At 66.5% G+C, this 23,669-nt stretch carries 22 protein-coding genes; 12 read left to right on the top strand and 10 right to left on the bottom strand.

Going from position 1 to position 23,669, the window contains the following annotated elements; genetic code table 11:
* Positions 1–145: 145 nt before the first annotated feature.
* Both ABI214_RS12550 and ABI214_RS12545 read right to left on the bottom strand, forming a co-directional pair.
* Positions 146–766, bottom strand: coding sequence for a YdeI/OmpD-associated family protein (locus ABI214_RS12550; protein ID WP_348610919.1), 621 nt, complete (start codon positions 764–766; stop codon positions 146–148).
* Positions 767–900: 134 nt separating this feature from the next.
* The gene (locus tag ABI214_RS12545) at positions 901–1,866 is read right to left on the bottom strand and encodes a helix-turn-helix transcriptional regulator (protein ID WP_348610916.1); all 966 of its coding nucleotides are present in this window, start codon (positions 1,864–1,866) and stop codon (positions 901–903) included.
* A 110-nt stretch (positions 1,867–1,976) separates the two neighbouring features.
* Here ABI214_RS12545 and ABI214_RS12540 point away from each other — a divergent pair, with 110 nt between their 5' ends.
* On the top strand, positions 1,977–2,918 hold the full coding sequence (locus tag ABI214_RS12540; RefSeq protein ID WP_348610913.1) for an alpha/beta fold hydrolase: 942 nt from the start codon (positions 1,977–1,979) through the stop codon (positions 2,916–2,918).
* 25 nt (positions 2,919–2,943) lie between these two features.
* On the opposite strand, the gene ABI214_RS12535 is transcribed toward ABI214_RS12540, so the two are convergent.
* Positions 2,944–3,078 carry a hypothetical protein gene (locus ABI214_RS12535; protein ID WP_348610910.1) on the bottom strand — a complete coding sequence of 45 codons (135 nt, stop codon included), beginning with the start codon at positions 3,076–3,078 and terminating at the stop codon, positions 2,944–2,946.
* Positions 3,079–3,795: 717 nt separating this feature from the next.
* The gene (locus tag ABI214_RS12530; RefSeq protein ID WP_348610907.1) at positions 3,796–4,827 is read right to left on the bottom strand and encodes an Lrp/AsnC family transcriptional regulator; all 1,032 of its coding nucleotides are present in this window, start codon (positions 4,825–4,827) and stop codon (positions 3,796–3,798) included.
* Between the two features lie 200 nt (positions 4,828–5,027).
* On the opposite strand from ABI214_RS12530, the gene ABI214_RS12525 reads away from it, so the two are divergent.
* From ABI214_RS12525 to ABI214_RS12505, 5 genes are all read left to right on the top strand, one after another.
* Positions 5,028–6,389 carry an MFS transporter gene (locus ABI214_RS12525; protein ID WP_348610904.1) on the top strand — a complete coding sequence of 454 codons (1,362 nt, stop codon included), beginning with the start codon at positions 5,028–5,030 and terminating at the stop codon, positions 6,387–6,389.
* A complete protein-coding gene (locus tag ABI214_RS12520; protein WP_348610901.1) occupies positions 6,386–7,579 on the top strand; it encodes an amidohydrolase in 1,194 nt (397 codons plus the stop codon). Before ABI214_RS12525 ends, ABI214_RS12520 begins: the two co-directional genes overlap by 4 nt.
* Before the next feature lie 467 nt (positions 7,580–8,046).
* Entirely contained in the window at positions 8,047–8,403 is a 357-nt protein-coding gene (locus ABI214_RS12515) for a hypothetical protein (RefSeq protein WP_348610898.1), read from the top strand.
* 279 nt (positions 8,404–8,682) lie between these two features.
* Positions 8,683–8,838, top strand: a complete 156-nt coding sequence (locus ABI214_RS12510) for a hypothetical protein (protein ID WP_348610895.1) — start codon at positions 8,683–8,685, stop codon at positions 8,836–8,838.
* Between the two features lie 120 nt (positions 8,839–8,958).
* The gene (locus tag ABI214_RS12505; RefSeq protein WP_348610892.1) at positions 8,959–10,017 is read left to right on the top strand and encodes a hypothetical protein; all 1,059 of its coding nucleotides are present in this window, start codon (positions 8,959–8,961) and stop codon (positions 10,015–10,017) included.
* A gap of 35 nt (positions 10,018–10,052) precedes the next feature.
* Here ABI214_RS12505 and ABI214_RS12500 read toward each other — a convergent pair whose 3' ends face one another.
* On the bottom strand, positions 10,053–11,030 hold the full coding sequence (locus ABI214_RS12500; protein WP_348610889.1) for a helix-turn-helix transcriptional regulator: 978 nt from the start codon (positions 11,028–11,030) through the stop codon (positions 10,053–10,055).
* Between the two features lie 170 nt (positions 11,031–11,200).
* Between ABI214_RS12500 and ABI214_RS12495 the strand changes: the two genes are divergently transcribed.
* Positions 11,201–12,637: an amidase gene (locus ABI214_RS12495; protein WP_348610887.1), complete on the top strand. Its 1,437-nt coding sequence runs from the start codon at positions 11,201–11,203 to the stop codon at positions 12,635–12,637.
* Positions 12,638–12,646: 9 nt separating this feature from the next.
* Here the strand turns inward: ABI214_RS12495 and ABI214_RS12490 are convergent, their stop codons facing one another.
* Complete coding sequence (locus ABI214_RS12490) at positions 12,647–13,240, bottom strand: dihydrofolate reductase family protein (RefSeq protein WP_348610885.1); 594 nt, start codon at positions 13,238–13,240, stop codon at positions 12,647–12,649.
* Positions 13,241–13,451: 211 nt separating this feature from the next.
* Here ABI214_RS12490 and ABI214_RS12485 point away from each other — a divergent pair, with 211 nt between their 5' ends.
* A complete protein-coding gene (locus ABI214_RS12485; RefSeq protein ID WP_348610883.1) occupies positions 13,452–14,534 on the top strand; it encodes an ABC transporter ATP-binding protein in 1,083 nt (360 codons plus the stop codon).
* 95 nt (positions 14,535–14,629) lie between these two features.
* Here the strand turns inward: ABI214_RS12485 and ABI214_RS12480 are convergent, their stop codons facing one another.
* Both ABI214_RS12480 and ABI214_RS12475 read right to left on the bottom strand, forming a co-directional pair.
* Positions 14,630–15,310, bottom strand: coding sequence for an HAD family hydrolase (locus ABI214_RS12480; protein ID WP_348610881.1), 681 nt, complete (start codon positions 15,308–15,310; stop codon positions 14,630–14,632).
* Entirely contained in the window at positions 15,310–16,137 is an 828-nt protein-coding gene (locus ABI214_RS12475; RefSeq protein ID WP_348610878.1) for a DeoR/GlpR family DNA-binding transcription regulator, read from the bottom strand. Before ABI214_RS12475 ends, ABI214_RS12480 begins: the two co-directional genes overlap by 1 nt.
* Before the next feature lie 312 nt (positions 16,138–16,449).
* On the opposite strand from ABI214_RS12475, the gene ABI214_RS12470 reads away from it, so the two are divergent.
* Genes ABI214_RS12470 through ABI214_RS12455 form a run of 4 tightly spaced genes read left to right on the top strand, consistent with a single transcriptional unit; the run spans position 16,450 to position 20,465 of the window.
* The gene (locus ABI214_RS12470) at positions 16,450–17,427 is read left to right on the top strand and encodes a carbohydrate ABC transporter permease (RefSeq protein WP_348610875.1); all 978 of its coding nucleotides are present in this window, start codon (positions 16,450–16,452) and stop codon (positions 17,425–17,427) included.
* A complete protein-coding gene (locus tag ABI214_RS12465) occupies positions 17,427–18,293 on the top strand; it encodes a carbohydrate ABC transporter permease (RefSeq protein WP_348610872.1) in 867 nt (288 codons plus the stop codon). Before ABI214_RS12470 ends, ABI214_RS12465 begins: the two co-directional genes overlap by 1 nt.
* Before the next feature lie 43 nt (positions 18,294–18,336).
* Positions 18,337–19,710 carry an ABC transporter substrate-binding protein gene (locus tag ABI214_RS12460; RefSeq protein ID WP_348610869.1) on the top strand — a complete coding sequence of 458 codons (1,374 nt, stop codon included), beginning with the start codon at positions 18,337–18,339 and terminating at the stop codon, positions 19,708–19,710.
* Positions 19,710–20,465 carry a glycerophosphodiester phosphodiesterase gene (locus ABI214_RS12455; protein WP_348610866.1) on the top strand — a complete coding sequence of 252 codons (756 nt, stop codon included), beginning with the start codon at positions 19,710–19,712 and terminating at the stop codon, positions 20,463–20,465. The genes ABI214_RS12460 and ABI214_RS12455 overlap by 1 nt, the downstream gene beginning before the upstream one ends.
* Positions 20,466–20,747: 282 nt before the next feature.
* On the opposite strand, the gene ABI214_RS12450 is transcribed toward ABI214_RS12455, so the two are convergent.
* Together ABI214_RS12450 and hisC are read right to left on the bottom strand one after the other, a co-directional pair.
* Positions 20,748–22,454, bottom strand: a complete 1,707-nt coding sequence (locus ABI214_RS12450) for a bifunctional metallophosphatase/5'-nucleotidase (RefSeq protein WP_348611578.1) — start codon at positions 22,452–22,454, stop codon at positions 20,748–20,750.
* 79 nt (positions 22,455–22,533) lie between these two features.
* Positions 22,534–23,619, bottom strand: a complete 1,086-nt coding sequence (hisC, locus tag ABI214_RS12445; RefSeq protein WP_348610863.1) for a histidinol-phosphate transaminase — start codon at positions 23,617–23,619, stop codon at positions 22,534–22,536.
* Positions 23,620–23,669 lie beyond the last annotated feature (50 nt).

Raw genomic sequence — 23,669 nt, 5'->3', positions numbered from 1 at the left:
AGTTCGCCGCCGGCTCAGGGTGATGATCGATACCGAGATCGACCTCGCCAGCCCAGAGAACGTCTGTGGCTGGATTCTCCGCCGAGGGAGACCCTCGCGTGCAGATGATGACCGGCCTTCATACCGGACGCGGTCGAATTGCGGATCAGCCGCGGGCACGTTGACCGATGGCCGCTTGGTTGACGATATGGGCGATTCGACCTGCCCGTGTTGCGTCTCGAGCGGCACTGACGATCCACCACAGCATCTGTTTGCGGGCGCTGGGCGGAAAACTGTCCCAGTTGCTTCGAGCTTGCGGGTCCCGGTCCAGCGCCGCCTGCAAGTCAAGTGATTCCTCGAGGTCTTCGACTTGGTCGAGAATCGTCCACCAACCAGTGGATTTCGCGGCAGCAATGGCACGGCGACCAGCAGCGGTCATGAGGCCACGCGCCTCCATATCGGCTGCGCGTTCGCGGTTGAGTCGGGTCCAGGAACTCTTGCGTCTACGCGGCGTGAACAGCTGCAAATTGCGCTCTTCGTCGAGGATGGTGTTGGTGGAGTCGATCCAACCAAAGCAGATGGCTTCCTCGACGGCCTGAGGGTAGGGGCAGCGTGGTCGGCTGGTGGTGTTGCGCCAGGAGCACAACCACACACCTCGGGCTGACGTGTGATTGTCCGTCAACCAAGTTCGCCACTGTTCCCGAGTCTCGGCGTGGATGATCGGGTAGTCGAACTTCCACGTTGGGGGGTGGACGGAAGCCGGTGGCGATGATTTCGAATTGGTCACTTACTCTCCCAGCTCAGAGGGAAACGGATACGTGTCTCGATAGACGAGGGGCCGGCGCAGGGAACAAGTCCGCGAACTTGTCCCCGCGGCAACCTGGACATGAATGGTCTTGTCGCGCAATCCTCTTCTGACTGTCATGGTGGCGAGACCCTGAGGTGAAGGGCGAGCCGACTGACGGTGTCGGCGAGCTCGGTTGGTTCGATGACGACCACTGGGGCGGTGAGCGCAATGCGCGCAACCGTCATGGTGAGCCTGCCGAGATCTTCGCTGCGGATCTGGACAAGGCAGCGGTCCGCTGCCACCTCGATTGGTGTGTGGTCAATCCATCTGAGCACACCCTCGAGGTCGGCGAACGTGGCTTCGATGGCGAGTTTTGCATCGTGGTGACGGGGTGGCGAGCCGACTGATCTCGCGACGAAGCCTGCCGCGTCACCGCCCGGGATCTCGCGTGGCGTGAAATGACTGCCTGCCAGCCAGGACTCCGAGAGCCGGTCCAGTCGAAATGTTCGCCAGTCGGCACGATGGTGGTCCCATGCTACGAGATACCAACGACGTCCCGCCGTGACAAGGCGGTGCGGCTCGACGAGCCGTCTGCTGCTCTCGCCATCACCTCGCCGGTAGTCGAAACGCACGTGCTCGTGGTCGCGACATGCCGCAGCGAGCACACTGAGTGCTTCGGGGTCGACGATGTCGTCGTCGGCCCGCCGCATGGAACTGACGCTCGAATGCAGTGCCGACACACGTCGGCGTAGCCGATGGGGCAGGAGTGTTTCGATCTTCGTCAGCGCGCGCAGCGACGTTTCTTCGATGCCGCCGATGGCGGCCTCGGCGGCGTAGCGCAGTCCGACGGCTACCGCCACGGACTCGTCATCGTCGAGGATCAGGGGCGGCACGTGCGCCCCCGCTGCAAGTCGGTAGCCCCCGTATTTTCCGGACGTGGAATCGACCGGATAGCCAAGGTCGCGTAGGCGATCGATGTCGCGGCGCACCGTTCGCTGCGTGACATCGAGTCGTGCGGCAAGTTCGGCACAGTGCCAGAAACGATGGGTCTGAAGGAGCGAGAGCAGTTGCAGTGCTCGGCCTGTGGGATCGTTCCGCATTTCTTCAGATTGCCAGCGATCTAGGACTTCATGTGTCCACGATGCTCCCTATCGTCGGAGCAACCGGTCGATCCAGACACGAGATCGGTACTCAACCCAAAGGAGCATCCGTGAATCCATTCGACTTCCCCAGGCCCGTCCTTATCCCAGTCAACGGCGTGGAACTCGAAGTCTTTGAAGCAGGGCGACACAATGCCGGGAAACCCATCGTGCTGTGTCACGGATGGCCAGAGCACGCCTATTCTTGGCGATACCAGGTGCCCGCCCTTGTCGCGGCGGGCTACCACGTCATCGTCCCGAACCAGCGCGGCTACGGCAACTCATCACGTCCGACCGAAGTGACGGACTATGACATTGAACATTTGTCGGGTGATCTCATCGCACTTCTCGATCACTACGGCTACGAAGATGCCACCTTTGTCGGTCACGATTGGGGCGCCTTTGTCGTGTGGGGCCTGACCCTGTTGCACCCGGACCGGGTAAACAAAGTGATCAACCTGAGCCTGCCCTACCAGGATCGCGGAGAGCAGCCCTGGATTGAGTTCATGGAAGCCGTGCTTGGCAGTGACTTCTACTTCGTCCACTTCAATCGACAGCCGGGCGTCGCGGACGCCGTGTTCGAAGACAACACCTTCCGGTTCCTCCGCAACCTGTACCGGAAGAACGAACCCCTCAGGGAGCCTCAGCCGGGTATGGCGCTGATCGATCTCGCCAGAGCAGAGACGCCACTCGGTGAGCCTCTGATGAGCGATAGCGAATTGGCCGTTTTCGTCTCCGCCTTCGAATCGACAGGATTCACGGGCAGTGTGAACTGGTACAGGAACCTTGACCGCAACTGGCGTTTGCTGGCGGAGGTGGACCCGATCATCCAACAGCCCGCACTCATGATCTACGGCGACCGTGACGCGATCGCGAGGGCTGAGAACCTGACAGAGTTCGTGCCCAATGTGGAAGTAGTCAATCTCGACTGCGGTCATTGGATCCAGCAAGAAAGACCCGATGAGACCAACCAAGCGATCTTGAACTGGCTGGAAAGGCAGGATGCCACATAGTTTCAAGGCTAGGTGCGGTCTCGAATCAAGCTGTCATAAACAACCAGCCCTTGTTCCGGCCGATCGAGTCGAGTTCGCCGATCGAGTCGGATTCGTAGCGGGGCGGGTTATTCGAAACCATGAAGTGCTTGACCGACTGCCACAGCCCGTACGTCGCCATGCGCGGAATCGTACGTTCCGCGCCGGAGAGTTCGTGCCGTCCTGCCGTCACTGCCGTGAGGGCGTCAGAGTATGTGACTCGCCCGCTACTGAAGCGGGTGTGGATGCTCAGCAGCCCTGAGGGGTGATCTCCCAGATTTGGCAGGGTGCTGGCCTTCCCAGGATGGGGGGAGGCATTGGGCGCCCGTCTCCGCGCCGATCTGTGCGGCTACCAGCCGAGCGTGAACCAGTCGACTTCGCCGAGCGCTGCCTCGACGCGCGCAGCTTCCCGGGCGGGGTCGGAAAGAGTATTCCGAGGTGACGTCAGGAGGCTCCGATGTGACACACACCTGACACACCGTGGGGGAGTCATGAGTAGGTGCGGGTCGGTCAATCTCAGGGAAGCTTCCTGACCGGGAGAAATTCTGCCTGGATTTTGTGTTTTTGCCAGCTCACTTCTTGAAAGCGAGCGTGGCGTTAAACCCACCGGGGGTTCAAATCCCTCCGCTTCCGCCAGGGCCCCTCACCTGTTGCTACAGGTGAGGGGCTTTCTCGTTCGAGGGCGGGCCTCACAGTTGTCGTTTGTGCGACTGCCGGTCGCAACGGCTTCTGATTCGAGCCCCGGTGGACCAAGCGTATGGCGGATGCAACTCGATAGCACGACGCGCGAGGCGGCACGTCGGATGCACACCGGACGATCGCCCGCGACCACCTCAGAGGCGAGATATGCACAGGTCAGTCAGAATGGATTGGATGGGCGATCATTGCGGTGACTGTCCCCCCATAGAGGCACGGGCACCCTCCCTCGTGAGCGCCCCTGCGCGTCGAGTAGACGGCCCGCACGTTTGTAGTGGCGCACTGTGGCCTGTCGTGAAGTCACGGTGCAGTTCGGTGCACGTCGAGCTAGCTCCAACTCCAGTTCTTTGACTTCGCCGAAATCGTGCACCCACAAGGTCGCCAGGATATTCGCCGCCCCGAGAATCTGGGCACTGACCCGGCAATTGGGCAGGCTGGCCAGATAGCCGCCGATCGTATCCACCTCCGACGCGGGGGCTGAGAGCAGCAGAGTTATTTCGCGTTGCCCTGCAACGACTTCCGTCGCTGTGTCGCAGCGCAATGTCAGATAGCCCGAGTTGAGGAGTCGCTCGACCCGACGCTTTGCCGTCTGGGCGGCTACACCACAGGTGGCGCCGAGTTGCGCCCACGGAGCCCTGCCATCTACCGAGAGTTCCTCGATGAGCCTGGTGTCCACAGCGTCAGGCACTGGGCGCGGGTGGGCAAGTCCGGCCGATGCGTCCAGTCGGCGCATCTGCGCTGGTTCCAAAGTCCCGCTGCGCCATTCGACCGCGGTGCGGAAGTACTCCGTGGTGAAAACCACTTCCCTGCGGGCCAACCCTGGGAGGTTGGCGAAAGACTCGGTCAGGATCTTCAGCATTGCTGCATAGGAGGACACATAGCAATCAACCAGTACATCGTAAGGTCCGGACACCAGGGAAACCGTCGCAAAGGCCGGGTTCTGGCATAGGTGGTCCAGGAGCTCCTCCTGCTGGTCTGGCTTCGAGGAGAGGTAGAGGAACGCCGACCAACCAGCGTCGTGGTAGCGAGGCCCAGGAAAGGGAGTCACCCACGCGATCCCGGCTTCGGTCATCGCGTCCCAGTGTCTCGCCAGAGTAGGCGCGGAGACATCCAGCACACCGGAAAGCTTCCCCCAATCTACTCGGGGGAAGATCTGTAGAGCATGGATGATTTTGAGATCCAGTTCCGAAACCATGACCGTTTCCTTCACAACACAGGGGAAATGTTGAGATTTTGAGAGATTTTTCTCCAGAAGTCTCCGGATCCCTACTTTGGTGGTCTAACACACATCGGCCGCCACCACGTGGCGCGACTCACTCCACTCGACCAAGGACTCCTCCTATGAGAAGAAAAACCTCGGACAGCGCACCTGTGGTCCAACGGACCATCACCGGGATGATCGTGGTCATGTCGCTGATCGAAGCTCTCAGCGGCGTCACCCAGGGATACCTGAACCCGATCCTGCCAGCGCTGGGCCCGGTCCTGGACATCGATGCGCCCACTATCAGCGGAATCTTCCTGATCTCCATGGTCAGCTTCGCCGTCCTGACGCCGATCATCTCGCGTCTGGGCGACAGGTTCGGCTACCGTCTGGTGCTGCGCATTTCGACTGTCGTTGTCGTAGCGGGCGTGCTGCTCATGGCCCTGGTACCGACTCTGCTCACGATCAGTATCGGCGTCGTCATGCTGACCTGCGTCGTCGGATTCATGCCGATGATGATGGGCATCCTCCGCGTGACCAGTCCGTCGGACACACGGCGCGGTGTCAGCGCCATGATCGGCACGCTGATGATCATGCTCGGCTTGGGCGGGCTGCTCGCCGGCGTTGCCGGCGCGAATGACCCGCTCAAGGGTTTCTGGATCGGAGTTCCCTTCGCGCTGCTGGCCTTGGTCATGACATTCTTCCTGCCCGACGCGGGTGTTCCCAATCGAACACCGGTCGCGGTGCTGCCGATGATCTGCTGCTCGCTGGGCTTGGTCGGCCTGCTGACCGCGCTGTCCATGGGCCCTGATTGGGGTTGGCTGGATGCGAAGACATTGCTCGTCGGGATGCTGGGTCTAGCACTGTTGGCCTGTTGGACTCGGATCGATTCGCGGGCGGAGAAGCAGTTCATCAACCTGCGGTTGCTGGCCATACCGCGCGTCCGCCAGATCTCTGTGTCTACGTTCCTCTTCGCCTTCAGTGCCAGCTACTTCGGCATCAACGGGATTTTCCTGCATTCCGATCCCGCTGTCACCGGGTATGGCTTCGGGCTCAGCCCGCTGGCCATGTCGGCAATACTGGCGTTGGCCTCAGTTCTCTCTCTGGCCTCCGCACTGGTGACCACACGCGCGATGGCCCGGTTCGGTGAGAGCAAGACGCTCATGCTGGCCGGTCTCGTCCTCGCTGCGGGTTTTGCGACGATGGCGCTTGGCCACCAGTCCATGACCGGGTACTGCATCGGCTTTGCCCTGGTCTGCGCGGGAATCGGTACAGTCCAAGCGGCAACCCGGGCGCTCTCCGTCGAAGGCGTCCCGCTGGAGGAAACGGCCAGTGCCGCAGGTCTGAACGAACTGGCGCTTTCGGTCGGCATCGCCGTAGGAGCCGCCCTCAGCAAGATGCTCGCCTCCACCTTCGCCAGCGGCGGGTACATCTCGATGACCGGGATCATGAGCATTTGGGCCGTGATGGCCGCGTCCGCCGTGGCGGCCGCACTGCTTTCCCGCAGCTACACCTCCGTGACCAATTCCCAACTCGCATCAGAGGTAAAGGCATGAACGCACCCGAAACGCCGCGCGACACCGGGCAACTCGCCCACGTCGGTCCCGATCTTCCCGGCCGCATCGCCGCTGCCGTCGATCGCGACGCCGGGGCGGTCATCGAACTCAGTCACGCACTGCACGCCGATCCGGAACTCAGCGGGCAGGAGTACCGCTCCGCCCAGCGCGTCCGCGCGCTCCTGATCGACCGGGGTTTCGACTTCCCAGTGAAACAGCCCGAGGCACCAACTGCTTTCTGCGCCAACGCCGGTGACGGCGCTCTCACCGTAGCTCTATGTGTCGAGTACGACGCCCTGCCTGATATCGGGCACGCTTGCGGCCACAACGTCAACGGCGCGGCAGCCGTCGCTGCGGCTCTGGCTCTGGCAGATGTCGCCAGTGAGCTGGGAATCACGGTTCGCGTACTGGGCACCCCGGCTGAGGAGACGACCGGCGGCAAGGTCGACCTGATCCGAGAGGGGTTCTTCGACGACGTCTCCGTCGCCCTTATGGCCCACGCTGCGGCATACGACTCCATTGGGTCCACGTCACTGGCATTGTCGACTTGGAACGTCGAATACGCGGGGGTATCCGCGCATGCGGCCGTGGCACCACATGACGGCGTCAACGCTCTCGACGGACTGGTGGTGGCGCAAATAGCCATTGGCATGGCGCGGCAACAGCTGCCGCCCGGCGCAATCGTCTCGCTGATAGTGCTCGAGGGCGGGAACGCCGCCAACATTATTCCGGCGAGCGCTCGCGCCCGGTTGGAGATGCGAGCCCCGACCTCCGCGATGCTGACCGTCATCCAGGACAAGATCCGCAATTGTCTCGCTGCAGGCGCGTTGGCAAGCGGGGCGGAACTCACGGTCACACCGATCGGCAACGATTTCGCCGACCTTCGCCAGGATGACTACCTATCGAACGCGTACAGGCAGGCGATGCTGGACCGCGGACGGGACGTCGTGCCGGAGTCATCGCCCGTCGGATCAACCGACATGGGAAATGTCTCTCATGTGGCAGCGGCAATCCACCCGAGCCTGGGCTACGAGCTGCACGGAGCTACACCACACACCAGCGGCTTCGCCAGCCACGGCGCCTCTCCCTCCGCCGACACAGCCATTCTCGACGGCGCCTACGGGCTGGCCATGGCAGCTGCGTCCGCCGCCCTGAATCCGTCCGAACGAAGCCGGTTGATCGGCAAGTAGTTCCCGGCTGCCTTCCTCATCCGCGCCGCATGGCGTCCCTGCTCTGCGTCGCCCAACCCCGCGGCGAACCCGAGGCTGGCGCGAGAGCTGGCGAAAGATCTGTACCCGGCATTCCAATTCGACACCCAGCGACACAAGATCCACGACGTCGTCCGCCACGCGAACCGCCGCCTCTACGTCGACAGGGACGCCTACGGCGCCGCGAGTTGGTGGCTGACCCCGGTCGAGGTCCTCGACGGAACAGTCCACTCGAGGACCTCGAAGCAGGAGACCTCACCGTGATCGCCGTCGACAACGTGATCGACCATGCCCGGCAAGGCATGTGAGCTGGTGCCGCAGTGCAACGGAGCCCGGTAGATCGTCATGGCAGCAGCCGGGTAACAGTGCGGACCGTTAGCCGGACGGCCGGGAGACGGCGGGACTACAGTCGGCCGGACTCGTCCTTCGACCGCGAGGTGGGGATCGCGATGAACCTGATCAAAAAGGTGGCAGCATCGGCGCTGGTCGCCGGAGCGGTATTCGTCGGAGCTGGGACCGCGCACGCGGACCCGCCACCGACCACCCAGCAGCCACTGACCAAACAGCAGGCACTCGACAACATGTTGAACGAGTTGGGCATCGCCTGGGAGCAAGGCGGCGCCGAGGGGGCCGCGACGGGCTCCGCCATAGGCCTCGGCATCGGCTGCATATCGATGTTCCCCGGCAGCCTCGCCGGCTGCATCATCGGCGGCCCGACCGGCGCCGTAATCGGAGGCCTTATCGGCATCGGCAACGGCAACCCGAAGGCCCAGCAGGCTATCGAAACGTACCTGAACACTCCCTAGGCCGAAACGTCCCTCACCTGTTGCTGCAGGTGAGGGGCCTTCTCGTTCGAGGGCGGGGCCTCACAGGTGTCGTGTGTGCGGCTTCCGGCCGCAGCAGCTCCTGATCCGAGCCCCGGCGGACCACCAGCGGGATACGGCTTCGTGGCGTCGGTCGTGCGGAGCGGTTCGCGGGACGCCTGACCGTGCGACGCCCGGGTACTGACAACCGTTCGTCGCGCTGTTTAGACTCCCGACATGTGGGGTGGGGAGGAAACCCTCGGGAACTGGGAGGAATTGGGCATGGGGGCAGCATCTTTCGTCAAAGACAAGGAGTCGGTGCGGAAGTTCCTCACCGTCGCGGCCACGATCGTGGTGCCGTATGCACTCTGGCCGCTGGTCATGGTCTGGGCAGTTCTGCACTTCAGTGCGCTCGGGGTGAAACGTCTCATCGCGTGAACCTGATGTGCGGCAATCATATTCGATGATTGTGAACGCGCGGCCGGCGTGAGCCGATAGGTCGGGACGGGTGCGCATGGCAGCATTGTCATGATCAAGTAGCACCGCAGGAAGGCACTCATGCGTCACAGAGCCGCGCGCATGCTCGGCATCGGCCTCACGGCCGCCGCGCTCGTTCTCACCCCGGCCGTCGGGGTGCCATCGGCCGCCGCGGCGCCGGAAACGGGTCCGCTGGGTCTCACGTCGATGGGCGTGGTCCCCGCGTCCGAGTCGGCGATCCAGCAGCAGTTCGGCGCTCCCGGTCCCCATCCCGTCGCGCAGGCCCGTACCCCGCAGGACTGCGCGGGTCTGACGGACCTGTACGTCCGCGTCGTCCAGCTCGGTTTCGACGTGCAGGACGAGATGAAGTGCTTCGGCACCTTCCCCGACGCCGGTCTGCGCAGCCCCGTCGGGGTGGAGTTCTACTATCCCGACGACATCGCAGGACTCGGCGTGCTGCCGCTCGTGCTGTGGACGCCCGGCATCCTGGTCGAACCAGGCATCTACGACTCCACCGCTCGACACCTGGCGAGCCACGGCTACGTCGTCGCGGTCAACTACTCGCTCGTCAACTGGTTCGGCCTCACCCACGAGATGGGCGCGCAGGCGGCCGCGGCCGCGAATGCCGACGCGACCAGCCCGCTGCACGGCCACATCGACCTGACGCGGACGGTGGTCGCGGGCCATTCCGCCGGCGGCGGCTCCGCGCTGATCTCCGGTGGTCGCCTGCAGGGAGTCGGTGCGCAGTTCGCCCCGGAGTTCCGTGTGGTCGGCGCGCTCGCGATCGAACCCGGTCCCGCGACCCTCGGTATCGGGGTGCCGCCGTCAACGGTGCCGACCTTGATCGTCACCGGCAGTGCGGATTTCATCGTTCACCCGGCAGGCTGGCCGACGCTCGTCCAGTACCCGCAGGTGCAGGCCCCCGCGTGGTTGACGACGGTCCGCGGCGCGAGCCACGGCAAGCCCATGGACGGCCCCGCCAACTCGGTGTTCCCGGCCCTCGAGGTCGCCTTCCTCGACTACGTGACGAAGGGTTCGGCCGAGGCGGCGAAGGTCTTCGTCGGCGCCGACTACGCGCTCGCCACCGACGGTGCGCTCATGAACACCCAACGCAACGACCGGGCCGACGCGCTGGGGTAGGCCCGGTCAGCGTGCGCGGTGACATCATGCGCGCCTCAGATCGGGGTCAGCCCCCACCGCGCGGCGGTCGCCGCCGCGGCGGTCCTGTTGGGCGCGTCGATCTTGCGCAGGATGCGCTCCAGGTGTGTCGCGACGGTGGCGGGGCCGATCCGTAGGCGCGCTGCAATCGCGCTGTTGGAGGCACCGGTCGGCAGCAGTGCGAGCACCTCCGCCTCGCGCGCGGTCAACTCCATCGGCGGATCGTCCGGGCGGATCGCCACCAGGGTGCCGCCGGACCGGGCCGGATCCATCCAGACCCGCAGCACCGAGCCCGCGCCGACGAAGACGAAATCCGCGTACTGGTCCGCTGCGGCGACCTCGTGGGCGAGCCGACCTCCCGGCGTGCCCGCTCCGAACAAATCGACCGGTGCGTCGGCGGTCATCGCGCGAACCGAACCGTCGGCGGCGACGACCAGCGCCGCGTCGGAGGGGCCCACCCGAGGGGTGGAAGGCACCCGCCGCGCCAGCGGATCCAGCGCCTCGGCCAGCACGTTGCTGAGCAAGGTGACGGTGACGACCGACAACTCGTCGAATCGGTGCTCGCCTGTGGTGCTCATGTTGAGCATTCCGATGTAGCGACCGTCGCGTGCGTGCAGACACTGGCTGAGCCCGTCGCTGTACTTGTGGAAGAAGATCGACTCGAAGACGGGCCCGGTTCGCATCGGTTCAGGAACGTCGAAGAGCCGCATGGGAAGTCGCTGTTGCCGCAGCTGCGCGAACAACGGATGCAGCGGCATGCACTTGTTCACCACGTCGATCAAGTCCGCGCGGTAGCCCAGGCTGGCGCTCGTGCGGTGTGTGCCCGCGACGGGATCCCACCACGACAGTGCCGCGTTCTGGTACGGCACCGCGTCGGCGAGTTCGAACAGGATTCGGGCGACGGAGATGTCGGTCGAGCCGGCCTCGGCTGAGACAGATTCGACGGCGCTCCGCAGCCGCAGGGCTGCCTGCAATCGGTCTGACGCGACATCCATGACGAGAGTATGCCCTACGTCACACGTCGGCCCCGGGCCGTGGTCTCGTGACGGCGCGCGGGATTGTCACGGCGGCTCGAACCTTCCGCATCCGTAGATCGACGGATGCCGTGGCGTTCCGCCGAACCTACGTTCACAGCGCCAGCGATGAACGAACCACGGAGGATGCCATGGAAATCGCCGACTACGCCTCACGGGACGCGACTGAACTCGCCGCGCTGATCGCCGCCGGCGACGTCGCCGCCGCGGAAGTGCAGGCGGCCGCCGCCGCCGCGATCGACCAGGTGGATCCGCAGCTGGGGGCGGTCGCCGGGGAGCGCTTCGAGCAGCCACTCGACCACGACGCGTCCGGGCCCTTCCGCGGCGTGCCGTTCGCGATCAAGGATCTGATCACCCATGCCGCCGGCGTGCCGCAGCGCAACGGCAGCCGCCTGTTCGGTGCCGGGATCGAGCATTCGTACGACAACGCGCTGATGACCCGCTTCCGCCGCGCCGGCCTCGCGACGATGGCCGTCACCACCTCTCCCGAGCTCGGGTTCAACGCGACCACCGAGGCACTCGCCTACGGTCGGCCCACGCGGAATCCGTGGGACCCCACCCGCAGCCCGGGCGGTTCGAGTGGCGGCTCCGCCGCGCTCGTCGCGGCCGGCGCCCTACCGTTCGCTCACGCCAACGACGGCGGCGGCTCGATCCGCATTCCCTCCGCGGCGTGTGGCCTCGTCGGGTTGAAGCCGAGCCGTGGCCGCATCACCGCCGGCCCCGATTACGGCGACCCGCTCCTGGGGCTGGGCATCGAATTCGCGGTCACCCGGACCGTGCGAGACTGCGCGGCGCTGTTCGACGCGGTGCACGGGTCGGAACCGGGCGACAAGTACCTCTTCCCCGCGGAGGACGCGTCGTTCAGCGAGCTGATCACCCGGGGTTCACGCCCGCTGCGGATCGCCTTCAGCACCGTCCCGTACGACGCGAGTCGCGCGGTCGATCCGGAATGTGTTCGGGCCGTGGTCGATACGGCGGCTCGGCTGGCCGAGATGGGCCACCACGTGGAGGAGGCGGCGCCGCACATCGACGCGGAGGCCTTCGACAAGGCCAGCCTCGACGCCTGGTGCAGCTTCCTCGGCGACACCGTGGCAACGACCGCCGAGATGGGAGGATTCACTCCCGGCCGGGAGCACCTCGAAGCGACGACGCTGGTGTGCGCCGAGTATGGCGCCACCCTCACCGCCCGCGACATCTTCGCCGCCGAGCACCAGTTCAACGTCGCCCGACGCGAGGTCGCCCGCTTCCTCACCGGCTACGACGTGTTCCTGACACCGACCTCCGCGCGGCCGAATCTTCCTCTCGGGCACCTGAACTCCGACGACGACTCGCTCGACGCCGCCGGTTGGTACAACCGGATCTTCGAGTACGGACCCTTCACCGGCCTCTTCAACGCGACCGGTAATCCCGGGATCTCACTCCCTCTCGCCGAATCGAGCCTGGGCTGGCCGATCGGCCTGCAATTCGTCGGCCGATACGGCGACGAGGCCACGCTGCTGGCCCTCGCCGCCGACCTGGAGCGGGCGATGCCGTGGTCGGCCCGGCGGCCGGGCATCTACGCACACTGACCTGGTCTGCTACTCGGCGGCCGGCCGGTAGGTGCACACGAGCACGCCGGTGCCCGTGGTGACCGACGAGACCAGTTCCATCGGTCGCTGGGCACCGTCATCCGGGAAGATCGTCTTGCCGCCGCCGAGTAGCACCGGCTCGATCATCAGCAGGAGTTCGTCGACCAGGCCCTCGCGCAACAGGGCACGCACCAGCGTCGTGCTGCCCATCACCGACAGGTCCCCTCCCTCGGTGTCCCGCAGCTTCCGGATCTCCGCGACGGCGTCGCGGCCGGCGATGCGCGTGGTGTTCGACCACGTCAGCTGATCGTCGGTGAGGGTGTCGGTGACCACGTACTTGCGGATGTTGTTCATGTGGTCGGCGAACGGGTCACCGGCGCGTTCGGGCCACGCGGCCGCCATCGTCTGCCACGTGCGTCGACCGAACAGCAGCGCCTCCGTCTTCTCTGCGGCGGCGCCGATCGCGCCGCCCATCACCTCCACGTCGAAGTACGGATGGGACCAGCCGCCGTGGGCGAAGCCGCCGTCGGTGTCCTCTTCGGGGCCGCCGGGGGCCTGCACGACGCCGTCCAGGCTCATGAACTCACTGACCACGATGCGCACGGGCTTCTCCTTCGTCTCGACGAACTTCTCGGTGATGCAGACCGCCGAACCCTCCGAAACTCATCGGTGTCGACGAGGACGCCCGGCGTTCGTTCCAGTGTCCCTCCCAAACCGCGTGTCGTTCACCTCGACGCGCTGCAATGGCGGACGGGCATTTCGCCCCTTCATCACGGATCGTCGGGCACGTTCCTGCCCGTGAAAGGACACCCTCATGGCCACCGTCACCTTCGACGGCATCACCCGCCGCTACCCGGGAGCCGACCGGCCCGCCGTCGACACACTCGACCTCGACATTGCGGACGGCGAATTCCTCGTTCTCGTAGGGCCTTCCGGCTGCGGCAAGACGACATCGCTGCGCATGCTCGCCGGACTCGAGGACGTCGACGACGGGCGCCTGCTGATCGGCGACCGCGATGTCACCGATGTGGACGCCAAGGACCGGGACATCGCGATGGTGTTCCAGAACTACGCGCTGTACCCGCACATGTCGGTCGCGGAGAACATGGGCTTCGCGCTGAAGATCGCCAAGACACCCAAGGACGAGATCAAGCGCCGCGTGCAGGAGGCGGCGAAGATGCTCGACCTCGAGCCGTACCTGGACCGCAAGCCGAAGGCGCTGTCCGGTGGCCAGCGGCAGCGCGTGGCGATGGGGCGGGCGATCGTGCGGCAGCCGCAGGTGTTTCTGATGGACGAGCCGCTGTCGAACCTCGACGCGAAGCTGCGCGTGCAGACCCGCAACCAGATCGCCCGGCTCACCCGGCGACTCGGTGTCACCACGCTCTACGTCACGCACGACCAGGTGGAGGCGATGACGATGGGCGACCGGGTCGCGGTGCTCGAGGGTGGCGTCCTGCAGCAGGTGGACACCCCACGAAACCTGTACCTGCGCCCGGCAAACCGCTTCGTAGCCGGGTTCATCGGTTCGCCCGCAATGAGTTTGATCGACCTCCCTGTCGTCGATGGCGGTGCCCGCCTCGCCGATGTCACCGTCCCGATCGCCCGGGACGTCGTCGACGCGGTGGACGGAGGAGCCGTCACGGTCGGCGTGCGGCCCGAGGCTCTGCGGCTGTGCGGTGCCGGCGAAGGCGTCGAGATGCGGGTGGACGTGGTGGAGGAACTCGGTGCGGACGCGTACCTGTACGGCCACGTAGCCGTCGACGGTGCCCGCCACGCCCTGACCGTCCGGACCGAGGGACACCGGTCGGTGCCGATCGGCACCTGTGTCCGGGTGAGTTTCGACCCGGACACCCTGCACGTCTTCGACCACGCCACCGGGCTGCGGCTGAGCGCCTGACCCGGCGGCGGGGCCGGCCTGAGCGCCCATTCCTGGTCGGGTGCGGCGGAAAACCGCATTTCACGGCGGGTAGTGGGCGCTCAGGCCGGCACGCGCTAGCGTCCGCGCACCAGCTCGTGCAGGTGTGCGGCCGTCCGCCCCTCCAGCGTGGGCCACAGCGTGTGACCCGGATTGTCGGGTAGCGCAACGATGTTCGGCACACCGAGCGCGACGACACCGGACGCGCGGGCCGAGGCCAGACCGGGCAGCGAATCCTCGATCGCGACCACACGGTCGTGCACGAGCGAATCCCGTGTCTCACGGAGTTTCTCGACCGCAAGCAGATACGGCTCCGGGTGCGGCTTGCCGCGGCTGACCATGTCGCCGGTCACCAGGAACTCGAACGTCCCCTCGGGCAGCCGCCGCGCGATCTCGGTGGCCAGTGGGCGCTCGCTCATCGTCACCATCGCGCAGGGGATTCCGGCGTTGCGGAGGTCGGCGAGAAGCTCGCGGGCCCCCGGTCGCCACGGGACCTCGGCACGCACCTGGGCGATCACCGACTCGAGCAGCGTGTCGATGATCTCCCGGATCCCCAGGTCCACCCCGGCGCCCCGGATCACCGCCGCTGAGTCCGGCAGCGCGTTCCCGACCAGCGCGGCGGCCTGCTCGTGATTCCACGGCACCCCGTGCGCCGCGAGCAGGTCGGTTTCGGCTCGGAACCAGTACGGTTCGGTGTCCACGAGTGTGCCGTCCATGTCCCACAGCACCGCCTGCACGGCGGTATCGAGCTCGATCACTACTTCTCCTCGTCCGATGAATGCGGTTGGTGGACGGTCTCGTCCGGGTCGACCACCGTGACGGCCACGCCTCGGGACCGTAGCGTGTCGAGCAGCTCGGCAGGTGCGGCGGTATCGGTGATCAGGTCGTCGATCGCGGACCAGTCCGACACCAGGTGCAGCGACGTCCCGCCCAGCTTGCTCGAGTCCATCAGCAGCACCCGTCGGCGGGCCGAGCGGATCATCTCGGTCTTGACCGCGACGATCGACTCCTCCTGGTGGTAGGTGCCGGCGATGTCGGCACTCGACGTCGAGAAGAACACCGTGTCCACTCTCATGCCGCGGATTGCGGACGCGGCGGCGACCCCGAGGAAGGATTCGTGACCGATGTCGTACGTGCCGCCGATCGCCGTGAGCGCGATGCGTCCGTCGGTGGCGATACGGGACATCGCCGGCAGGTAGTTCGTCACGATGTGCAGGCCCTCGACCTTCAGCAGATGGTCCAACGCAGTCGCCGCGGTCGTCGAATCGTCCAGCAGCACAGACTGTCCGGGCTCCACCAGGCGGTACGCCGCCGCGGCGATGGCGCGCTTCTGTGGAACCGCCACCAGCCGCCGTAGTGTTGCGGCGATCTCGTAGGTACTCGTGCGCTGGACGCTCACTCCGCCGCGGAACTTCCGCACGATGCCGCGACGTTGGAGTTCGTCGAGGTCCCGGTGCGCGGTCATGAGTGAAACTCCGAACCGGCCGGCGAGGCTCTGCGCCGACGCATCCCCTTCCGCAAGAAGGTATTCGAGGATCGCATCCAGCCGCTCCTGGCGGGAGTCGCTGATAGATCGCTGCACCATGAACCGTCCTCACTCCTGCTGTCGGGGACCACCCGTATATATATCAACGTGAGTGTGATTAACGGGTAGTGAACTCGGCACGAAGCTTTGCCCGACTGTCGTCGAACCAGGAGCGATCTTCGCTCGACTCGCAGGTCGGTGCGTGATCGAAACATGCTGGAAGAAAGCTATTTCGGACGCTTCCGTTCGGCCGTAGAGCGACCGAATCGGGTGCGGGAGGTGCTTTTGACCGTCCCATCATCGAGTGCGAACATCACCCCTGGCCGAGCTCGTTGATAACACCCGAGTGATATCCAGGAAAGGTCCGTGGCCGTGTCCCTGACAGTCCAGCGCCCCGCGCCGACGATGACATCGCCGTCCGGGCCTCGCCCCGAGCGGGATCCCGCGCCGTCCGCGCGTCGGCGCGGCGGCCGCGCCCGTCGGCGCCGGCGCGAGTACCTGCTCTTCGCATTGTTCGCGCTCCCGAATCTGGCGCTCATTGCAGTGTTCGCCTACTGGCCCGTGATCGGCAACGCCTACCTCAGCCTCACGAGGTGGGACATGATTGCCCCGCAACCGACGTTCGTCGGCCTCGACAACTACGCGACGCTGTTCACCGATCCGTCGTTCCTGCGGGTGCTGCGGATCACCGCGGTGTGGGTCGTCGCGGTGGTCGGCATCAGCCTGGTCGGCGGGCTCGCATTGGCCTTGCTGTTCGCTGCGAAAGTACCCGGCCGCAGGGCTGTCTCGGCGTTGGCGTTCTCCCCGCACATCCTTTCCGGTGCGGCCGTCGCTGCGGTGTGGCTGTTCCTGTTCGACCCGAACTACGGACTGTCGCGGGTGGTGTTCTCCGCGCTGGGAATGGACTCCCCGCACTGGACGACGTCGAGCCGGTGGGCCCTGCCCGCGTTGATCATCGTCGCGGTGTGGAAGGGAGTCGGCTTCGTTGCGATCGTGTATCTCGCTGCGCTGCAGTCGCTTCCCGGTGACGTTCTCGAGGCTGCACGGCTGGACGGGGCGGGGAGGTGGAAGACGTTCCGACACATCGTCTTCCCGCTGCTCTCGCCGACCACGTTCTTCCTGGCGGTCACCCAGGTCATCGGTGCGTTCCAGTCGTTCGACCTGATCGCGATGATGACGAGCGGTGGACCCGCCGAGGCCACGACGACGCTCAGCTGGTTCGTCTACTCGCAGGGATTCATGCAGTTCAAGGCCGGCACCGCCGCGGCCGGCGCCATGATCATGTTCGTGCTGCTGCTGATCGTCACGGCGGTCCAGATGCGGTACGTCGAGAAGAAGGTGCACTACTGATGGCCGCCTCGACCACCGCCGTACGGCGCAATGACACCGTCACCAAGCGTCGGATCCGTAAACTCCCGGCGCTGCTGGTGCTGATCGTCGTCGGCCTGCTGTTCCTGGTCCCGTTCTACTGGATGCTCAGTTCCGCGTTCAAACCCGAGGACGAGATCTACCGGTGGCCGCTGCAGTGGATTCCGTCCGAACTAGTGCTCGACCACTTCCGGCGGGCGTGGGAAACCGTTCCGTTCGGGCAGTTCTTTCTCAACTCGGTGATCGTCACCGCGGTCGGTGCGACCCTCAAGGTGGTCCTCGCGGTGTTCAGCGCCTACGCATTCGCGTTCCTGCGTTTCCCGTTCAAACGCGTGATCTTCCTGGCGGTGCTCGGTGCGCTCATGGTGCCCGGGCACGTCACACTGCTCATCAACTACATCACCATCGGTAATCTCGGGCTGATCAACACGTACGCCGGCATCTTCCTGCCGGGGCTGGCGAGTGCCTTCGGAACGTTCTTGCTGCGGCAACACTTCCTGGCCCTGCCCAAGGAGGTGCTCGAGGCCGCGCAACTCGACGGCTGCGGACACCTGCGCCGGCTGACGCGGTTCGTGCTTCCGATGGCCAAGCCTGCCGTCGTCACTGTCGCGCTCATCGCGGTGATCGACGAGTGGAACGACTTCATCTGGCCGCTGCTCGTCACCAACTCGCTTCAGATGCGCACGCTCCCCATCGGATTGATGTTCCTCAAGGAGACCGAGGGCATCGACCAGTGGGGCCCGATCATGGCCGGCACCGTGCTGGTGGTCCTGCCGATGCTCCTGCTCTTCCTGTTCGCCCAGCGGTACATCATCGCCGGCCTCGCCGGCGCCGCCACCAAGAACTGAATCCGCTCCCCGCAACCACTTTCACGAACCGAGGAGATCCCTCATGTCCGCATTCTCGCGTGCCGGAGCCCCGACTCCGGCACTCAACCGCCGTCGCTTCCTCGCGTTGGCCGGGATGACCGCAGCGGCGGTGCCGATCCTGTCGGCCTGCGGCTCGCCGAGCGGCGCCACGTCCGGCGGCTACTCCCAGCCCGACGTCGCACCCCCGGCCCAGTTCAAGGGCCGCACCAACGTCGTCGTGTGGAGTCCGTGGTCGGGCACCAACCACGACGCCTTCACCGGACTGGTCACGCGCTTCAACGAGTCGCAGTCCGACATCTACGCCGAGGTGCAGCAGTTCAAGGGCTACGACGGTGTCACCGAGAAACTGGCGGCCGCACTGCAGGCCCGTCAGATCCCCGAGATCGCGGTCTTCTCCGACGTGTCGTGGAACAAGTTCTTCCTCTCCAGCATGATCGAACCGCTCGACGGATACTTCACCGACAGCTGGAACGCGGACACCTACCACCGGCGTCTGTTCGCAGAGGGCGTCGTCCGCGGGTCGTCGTACTGGGTGCCGTTCGGGCGCTCGACGCCGCTGTTCTACTACAACAAGCAGATCTTCGCCGACGCCGGCCTGCCCGACCGGGCGCCGCAGACGTGGGACGAGTTCCGCGACTGGGGTCGGAAGGTCACCGGCAGGACCTACCGCGGCAACAAGGTCGCGATGCGCGCGTACACGGGCGCCGACGACTGGTACTTCCAGGGCCTGCTGTGGAACTACGGCGGCGCGATGTCGCAGGGGCTGGACGTGACGCTCGACGCGCCGGAGGCGATCGCGGCCGCCGCGTTCGACCGCGCGGTGATCAACGACGACAAGAGTGGTTATCTGGCACAGGATTTCGTGACCGACTTCAGCAATGGCCTGGTCGCGACCATCACCAACTCCACCGGCGTGCTCACCGGCCTGACGAAGGGCTCCGACTTCGAGGTCGGTGCCGGCTTCCTGCCCACCGCGAAGGACACCGGCGTCCCGACCGGTGGCGCCGGGCTGTCGATCATGAAGAACGCCGATCCCGAACGAAAGGCGGCGGCCGCCAAGCTGATCGAGTTCCTGGCGCAGGACCGACAGGCCGGTGACTGGGCCGTCGACACCGGCTACCTGCCGGCGACACCCGGTGCGACGGCATCGGCGGCGGTCACCGCGCGGATCGCGGAGAACCCCAGCTACGGCCTGGCGGTGAAGCAGCTCGACATCGCGCGCCAGCCCGACGCCGTCCGCCGCTACGTGTCCTCGACCATCATCGAGGTCCGTGGCGCGATGCAGAAGCTCTACACCGAGAACGCCGACCCGGCCGCCGTGCTGTCGGCGGCCGCGAAGGTGATCCGCAAGGACACCGACGCCATCCGTGCCCAGTACGAGGAGCTGGTGGCCTGATGAGCCCGTTGCCTGTCACGTATGCCGTCGTCGGGCACCGCGGCGCGATGGCCGAGTCGCCCGAGAACACACTCGCCTCGTTCCGGCTCGCGGAGGCTATCGGCGTGCACGAGCTCGAGTTCGACGTCCGCCTCTCCGCGGACGGGGTCGCGATCGTCCTGCACGACGCGACGCTGGACCGTCGGGCCGCCGCCGACTCGGGTCGTGGGCTCGGGCCCGTCGCGGACCTGTCGTACGATCGGATCAGCGGCGTGGACGTCGGTGCGGGAGAGCGTGTTCCGACGTTCGAGGAGGCGCTCGACGTCACGTGCGTCGCCCTTCAGGTGGAGATCAAGGCCGTCGAGGCCGTCCCCGAGGTGGCCCGGATCGTCGCGGGTCGCCCCGACGACGCGCGGCGCATCCGATTCACCAGTTTCCTGCCGGAGGCGCTGCGCCGGCTGCAGGAACTCGCCCCGGACGTGCGCCGCGGGCTCATCACGCTCGGCTACCCCGACACCGGGCGACACCCGGATGGGATCGAGGCCGTACTCGCCTCGACCGGAGCGTCCGCGTTCTACAGCGGCTGGGAGGGACTGAGCGTCGACATTGTCCGGCGGCTGCAGGATTCGGGCTACGAGGTGGGGGCGTGGCCGGTCCGCAGCCTCGACGACGTGCGGCGCGGACTCGAGTGGGGCCTGGTGAGCGGAACCGTCGACGACCCGCGTGCCGGATGCGAGTGGCTGGTGGAGGCGCGTCGGCTCGCACGACAGGTCTGAATCTCTCGGTACTTCGGTATCGACGCCGTCGGTGGCGCACCACGAGCTGTGGGGCTGCACACCATGTGTGCAGCCCCACAGCCGGTTCCGAACGGTGTCTCGTGAACCTGAATGTCCGGTTGGGTGCGTCTGGCAGGTTTCTGGCAATGCGCGACGGCTGCGCGGCCCCGAAACGTGCCGACCAGTGACGGCCTCACCGCCGAGACCCTGCAGAACAGCGTCGACCAGATGCGCACGTGGATCGAGCAGCGGACCCACTGGCGTCGGCCTGACCGAATCGCGTCAGTTCGATCCCGCGATCGTGATGCGGTCCGCCGCGGGCGGCGCGACGGGGGAGCGGGCCTGCAGATACGACGTGAGCGCATCGAGATCGTTTCCGGCGGAAGCATGTTCGGTGCCGTCGCGCAGGACGGTGAAACCGTCGCCGCCGTCGGCGAGGAACTTGTTCACCGCCACCCGGTAGTCGTCGTCCGGTGCGACGGGCCGGCCGTCGACGTGGATGTCGGCGATGCGGGACCCGACCGGTGCGCCTCGGTCGATGCGATACGTCAGCGAGGCCGACGGCGCCAGGATCAGTTCTGCGGTGGAGCCGTCGTCTCTGGACTGGAACTGTTGTTCCAGAACATCTTTCAGCTGCGCCCCGGTGAGGGTGCGCACCTCGAGCGAGTTGAGGAACGGCTGGACCTGGTAGGCGTTGCCGTAGGTGATCGTGCCGTCGGCGTCGTACAGCAGATCCGCGCGGATGCCGCCGGGATTGGTGAGCGCGACCTGCGCGCCGCGTCCGCGGGCCGCCTCGAGCTGCGCGTCGGCGATCAGGTCGCCGAGCGGGCTCTCGCCCCCCGGCGTCGGCTCGCGGGTGATGTCGTCGGTGACGGCGCCCACCGGGCGCTGGGCGATCTCGTCGGACTGCCGGCTGGCCCGGGCGACCAGGTCGGCGACCACCGGATCCGGTGAGATGTCGTGGGTGACGATCTGGTTGAACGCCTGGGTGCGTTCGCGATTCACCTCGCCGGTCGTGCGGTCGAGGGTCATGTCCACGACCGAGACGATCCGCCCGTGCGAGGCGGCCTGCATCACCGGCCGAGGATTGCCGGCGGGATCGTCGACGGTGCAGTTGAACTGCGTGTGGGTGTCGGCGGTGAAGATCGCGTCCACCTTGGGCGTTGCCCGCGTCGCGATCGTGCGGGCGGGGCCGTCGCCGAGGTCGCACGAATTGGGGCCGCCGGCGGCCTGCGTGTCGCCGCGGTGGAGCAGGACCACGATCGCGTGGACGCCGAGGAAGTCGAGTGTGTCCGCCGTGCGGTCGATCGCCTCGAGCTCGTCGCCGAACTGCAGACCGGTGACCGAATCGACGGCGATCTTGGCCGGCGCGTCGGACGGCATCACGCCGATCACCCCGACGGGGATCCCGTCGACGTAGTCCACCGCGTACGGCAGGGCGGCCGGGGTGCCGTCGGGAAAGGTCATGTTCGCGGCGAGCAGCGGGAACTGGGCGCCGTCGAACACCGACTCGAACTGGCAGCCGTCCACGGGGTGGCAGCCGCCGGTCTGCATGCGGCGCAGCTCGCCGAACCCGTTGTCGAGCTCGTGGGTGCCGATCGACGCGGCGTCGACGCCCATCAGATTGAGCAGGTCCACGGTCGGTTCGTCGTGAAACAACGCGGACTCGATCGACGAGGAGCCCCAGCTGTCGCCCGCCGAGTACAGCAGCGAGTGCGGCGCCTGGGCGCGCAGCTGCTGCACGTACGCGGCGAGATACGCGGCACCGCCCGCGTCGGTCGCCGGCCCGTCCGGCCGCGAGATCTGCGCACGGGCGCCCCGGGGCGGTTGGAGGCTGCCGTGCAGATCGTTGATCGTCAGGAGCCGCACGGAGACGGTCTCGAGGTCGTCGGCCGGCCGCGCCTCGGCGGGGTGGGCGCCGACGGTCAGCGACGCCCCGAGTGCCGATGCGAGAGCCGCCGCCCTACGGCGCCATCGGCGTCCGGACAAATCGTTCGCGGGTCGGCACACCGCAGAGAGTCTGCCAACGATCCGGCAAAGATGTGCCCGTCGACAGGTAACGGTTCAGTTACGGGGTGGGGTATCCGGCGGGGACCCCGGCCAGCTCGAGCCCTGCGGCCGACGTCGCGAACGCGAGGAACGCGTCGTTCTCGTGCGGGTCGCCGATCGTGATCCGGACGCCGTCCACGCCGTAGGGGCGGATCAGCACGCCGGCCTCGGCGCTGGCCTCGCCGTACGCGGCCGAGCGGTCCGCCAGCGGCAGCCACACGAAGTTGGCCTCGGTGACCGGCACGTCGTAGCCGGCGGCGAGGAGGGCGTCGCGGACGCGGTCGCGCTCGGCGACGACGGCGTGCGTGCGATGCAGCAGCTCGTCCCGGGCCTCCAGGCACGCGATCGCGGCGGCCTGCGCCACCGCGTTCACGCTGAACGTGATGTGCACCTTCGCCAGCGCCGCGATGATCACCGGATCGGCGACCGCGTAGCCGACGCGGATGCCCGCCAGCCCGTACGCCTTCGAGAACGTCCGCAGCACCACGACGTTGCGTCGGGTGCGGGCCAGCTCGATGCCGTCGACGCCGGAGCGGTTGTACTCGAAGTACGCCTCGTCGAGCCCGACGACGACGTGCGCCGGGACCGCGTCCAGGAACCGCTCGAGCTCAGCGCGGCCCAGCGCGGTGCCGGTGGGGTTGTTGGGGTTGCACACGAAGATCAGCCGCGTGCGGTCGGTGATCGCGGCCAGCATCGCGTCCAGGTCGTGGCCGTCCTCCGGGGTGAGCGGCACCGGGACCGGAACCGCACCGGCCACCTTCGTCACGACCGGGTACGCCTCGAACGAGCGCCACGCGTAGACGACCTCGTCACCCTCGTTGCACGTGGCCTGCACCAGTTCCTGGCACAGCGCCACCGACCCGCAGCCGGTCGCGATGTTCTCGGTCGGCACGCCGAGCGACTCGGACAGCGCGCGGATCAGCGCCGCCGACGTGTTGTCGGGGTAGCGGTTCGCGGTCGCGGCGGCGCCCGCGATGGCCTGCGCGACACCCGGCAGCGGACCCTGCGTCGTCTCGTTGCTCGCCAGCTTGATCGCCCCGGGATAACTGCGGCCCGGCACGTAAGTCGGGATGGAAGCGAGGTCTGCGCGGGTCACGGGGGTCACGATGCGATTATGCGCCCTACGATCACGTGCACTGGCGGCGTGGTCGTGCC

The organism is Prescottella soli (assembly GCF_040024445.1).
Classification (GTDB): Bacteria; Actinomycetota; Actinomycetes; order Mycobacteriales; family Mycobacteriaceae; genus Prescottella; species Prescottella soli.
This window is presented reverse-complemented; position numbering and strand designations above follow the sequence as displayed.

Excerpts from the sequence above, each read along its gene's own strand:
- ABI214_RS12475 (WP_348610878.1), bottom strand. The coding sequence starts at position 16,137 with ATGGTGCAGCGATCTATCAGCGACTCCCGCCAGGAGCGGCTGGATGCG.
- ABI214_RS12520 (WP_348610901.1), top strand. The coding sequence starts at position 6,386 with ATGAACGCACCCGAAACGCCGCGCGACACCGGGCAACTCGCCCACGTC.
- ABI214_RS12485 (WP_348610883.1), top strand. The coding sequence starts at position 13,452 with ATGGCCACCGTCACCTTCGACGGCATCACCCGCCGCTACCCGGGAGCC.
- ABI214_RS12535 (WP_348610910.1), bottom strand. The coding sequence starts at position 3,078 with ATGGCGACGTACGGGCTGTGGCAGTCGGTCAAGCACTTCATGGTTTCG.
- ABI214_RS12515 (WP_348610898.1), top strand. The coding sequence starts at position 8,047 with ATGAACCTGATCAAAAAGGTGGCAGCATCGGCGCTGGTCGCCGGAGCG.
- ABI214_RS12510 (WP_348610895.1), top strand. The coding sequence starts at position 8,683 with ATGGGGGCAGCATCTTTCGTCAAAGACAAGGAGTCGGTGCGGAAGTTC.
- ABI214_RS12495 (WP_348610887.1), top strand. The coding sequence starts at position 11,201 with ATGGAAATCGCCGACTACGCCTCACGGGACGCGACTGAACTCGCCGCG.
- ABI214_RS12455 (WP_348610866.1), top strand. The coding sequence starts at position 19,710 with ATGAGCCCGTTGCCTGTCACGTATGCCGTCGTCGGGCACCGCGGCGCG.
- ABI214_RS12530 (WP_348610907.1), bottom strand. The coding sequence starts at position 4,827 with ATGGTTTCGGAACTGGATCTCAAAATCATCCATGCTCTACAGATCTTC.
- ABI214_RS12525 (WP_348610904.1), top strand. The coding sequence starts at position 5,028 with ATGATCGTGGTCATGTCGCTGATCGAAGCTCTCAGCGGCGTCACCCAG.
- ABI214_RS12505 (WP_348610892.1), top strand. The coding sequence starts at position 8,959 with ATGCGTCACAGAGCCGCGCGCATGCTCGGCATCGGCCTCACGGCCGCC.
- ABI214_RS12460 (WP_348610869.1), top strand. The coding sequence starts at position 18,337 with ATGTCCGCATTCTCGCGTGCCGGAGCCCCGACTCCGGCACTCAACCGC.
- ABI214_RS12500 (WP_348610889.1), bottom strand. The coding sequence starts at position 11,030 with ATGGATGTCGCGTCAGACCGATTGCAGGCAGCCCTGCGGCTGCGGAGC.
- ABI214_RS12465 (WP_348610872.1), top strand. The coding sequence starts at position 17,427 with ATGGCCGCCTCGACCACCGCCGTACGGCGCAATGACACCGTCACCAAG.
- ABI214_RS12545 (WP_348610916.1), bottom strand. The coding sequence starts at position 1,866 with ATGCGGAACGATCCCACAGGCCGAGCACTGCAACTGCTCTCGCTCCTT.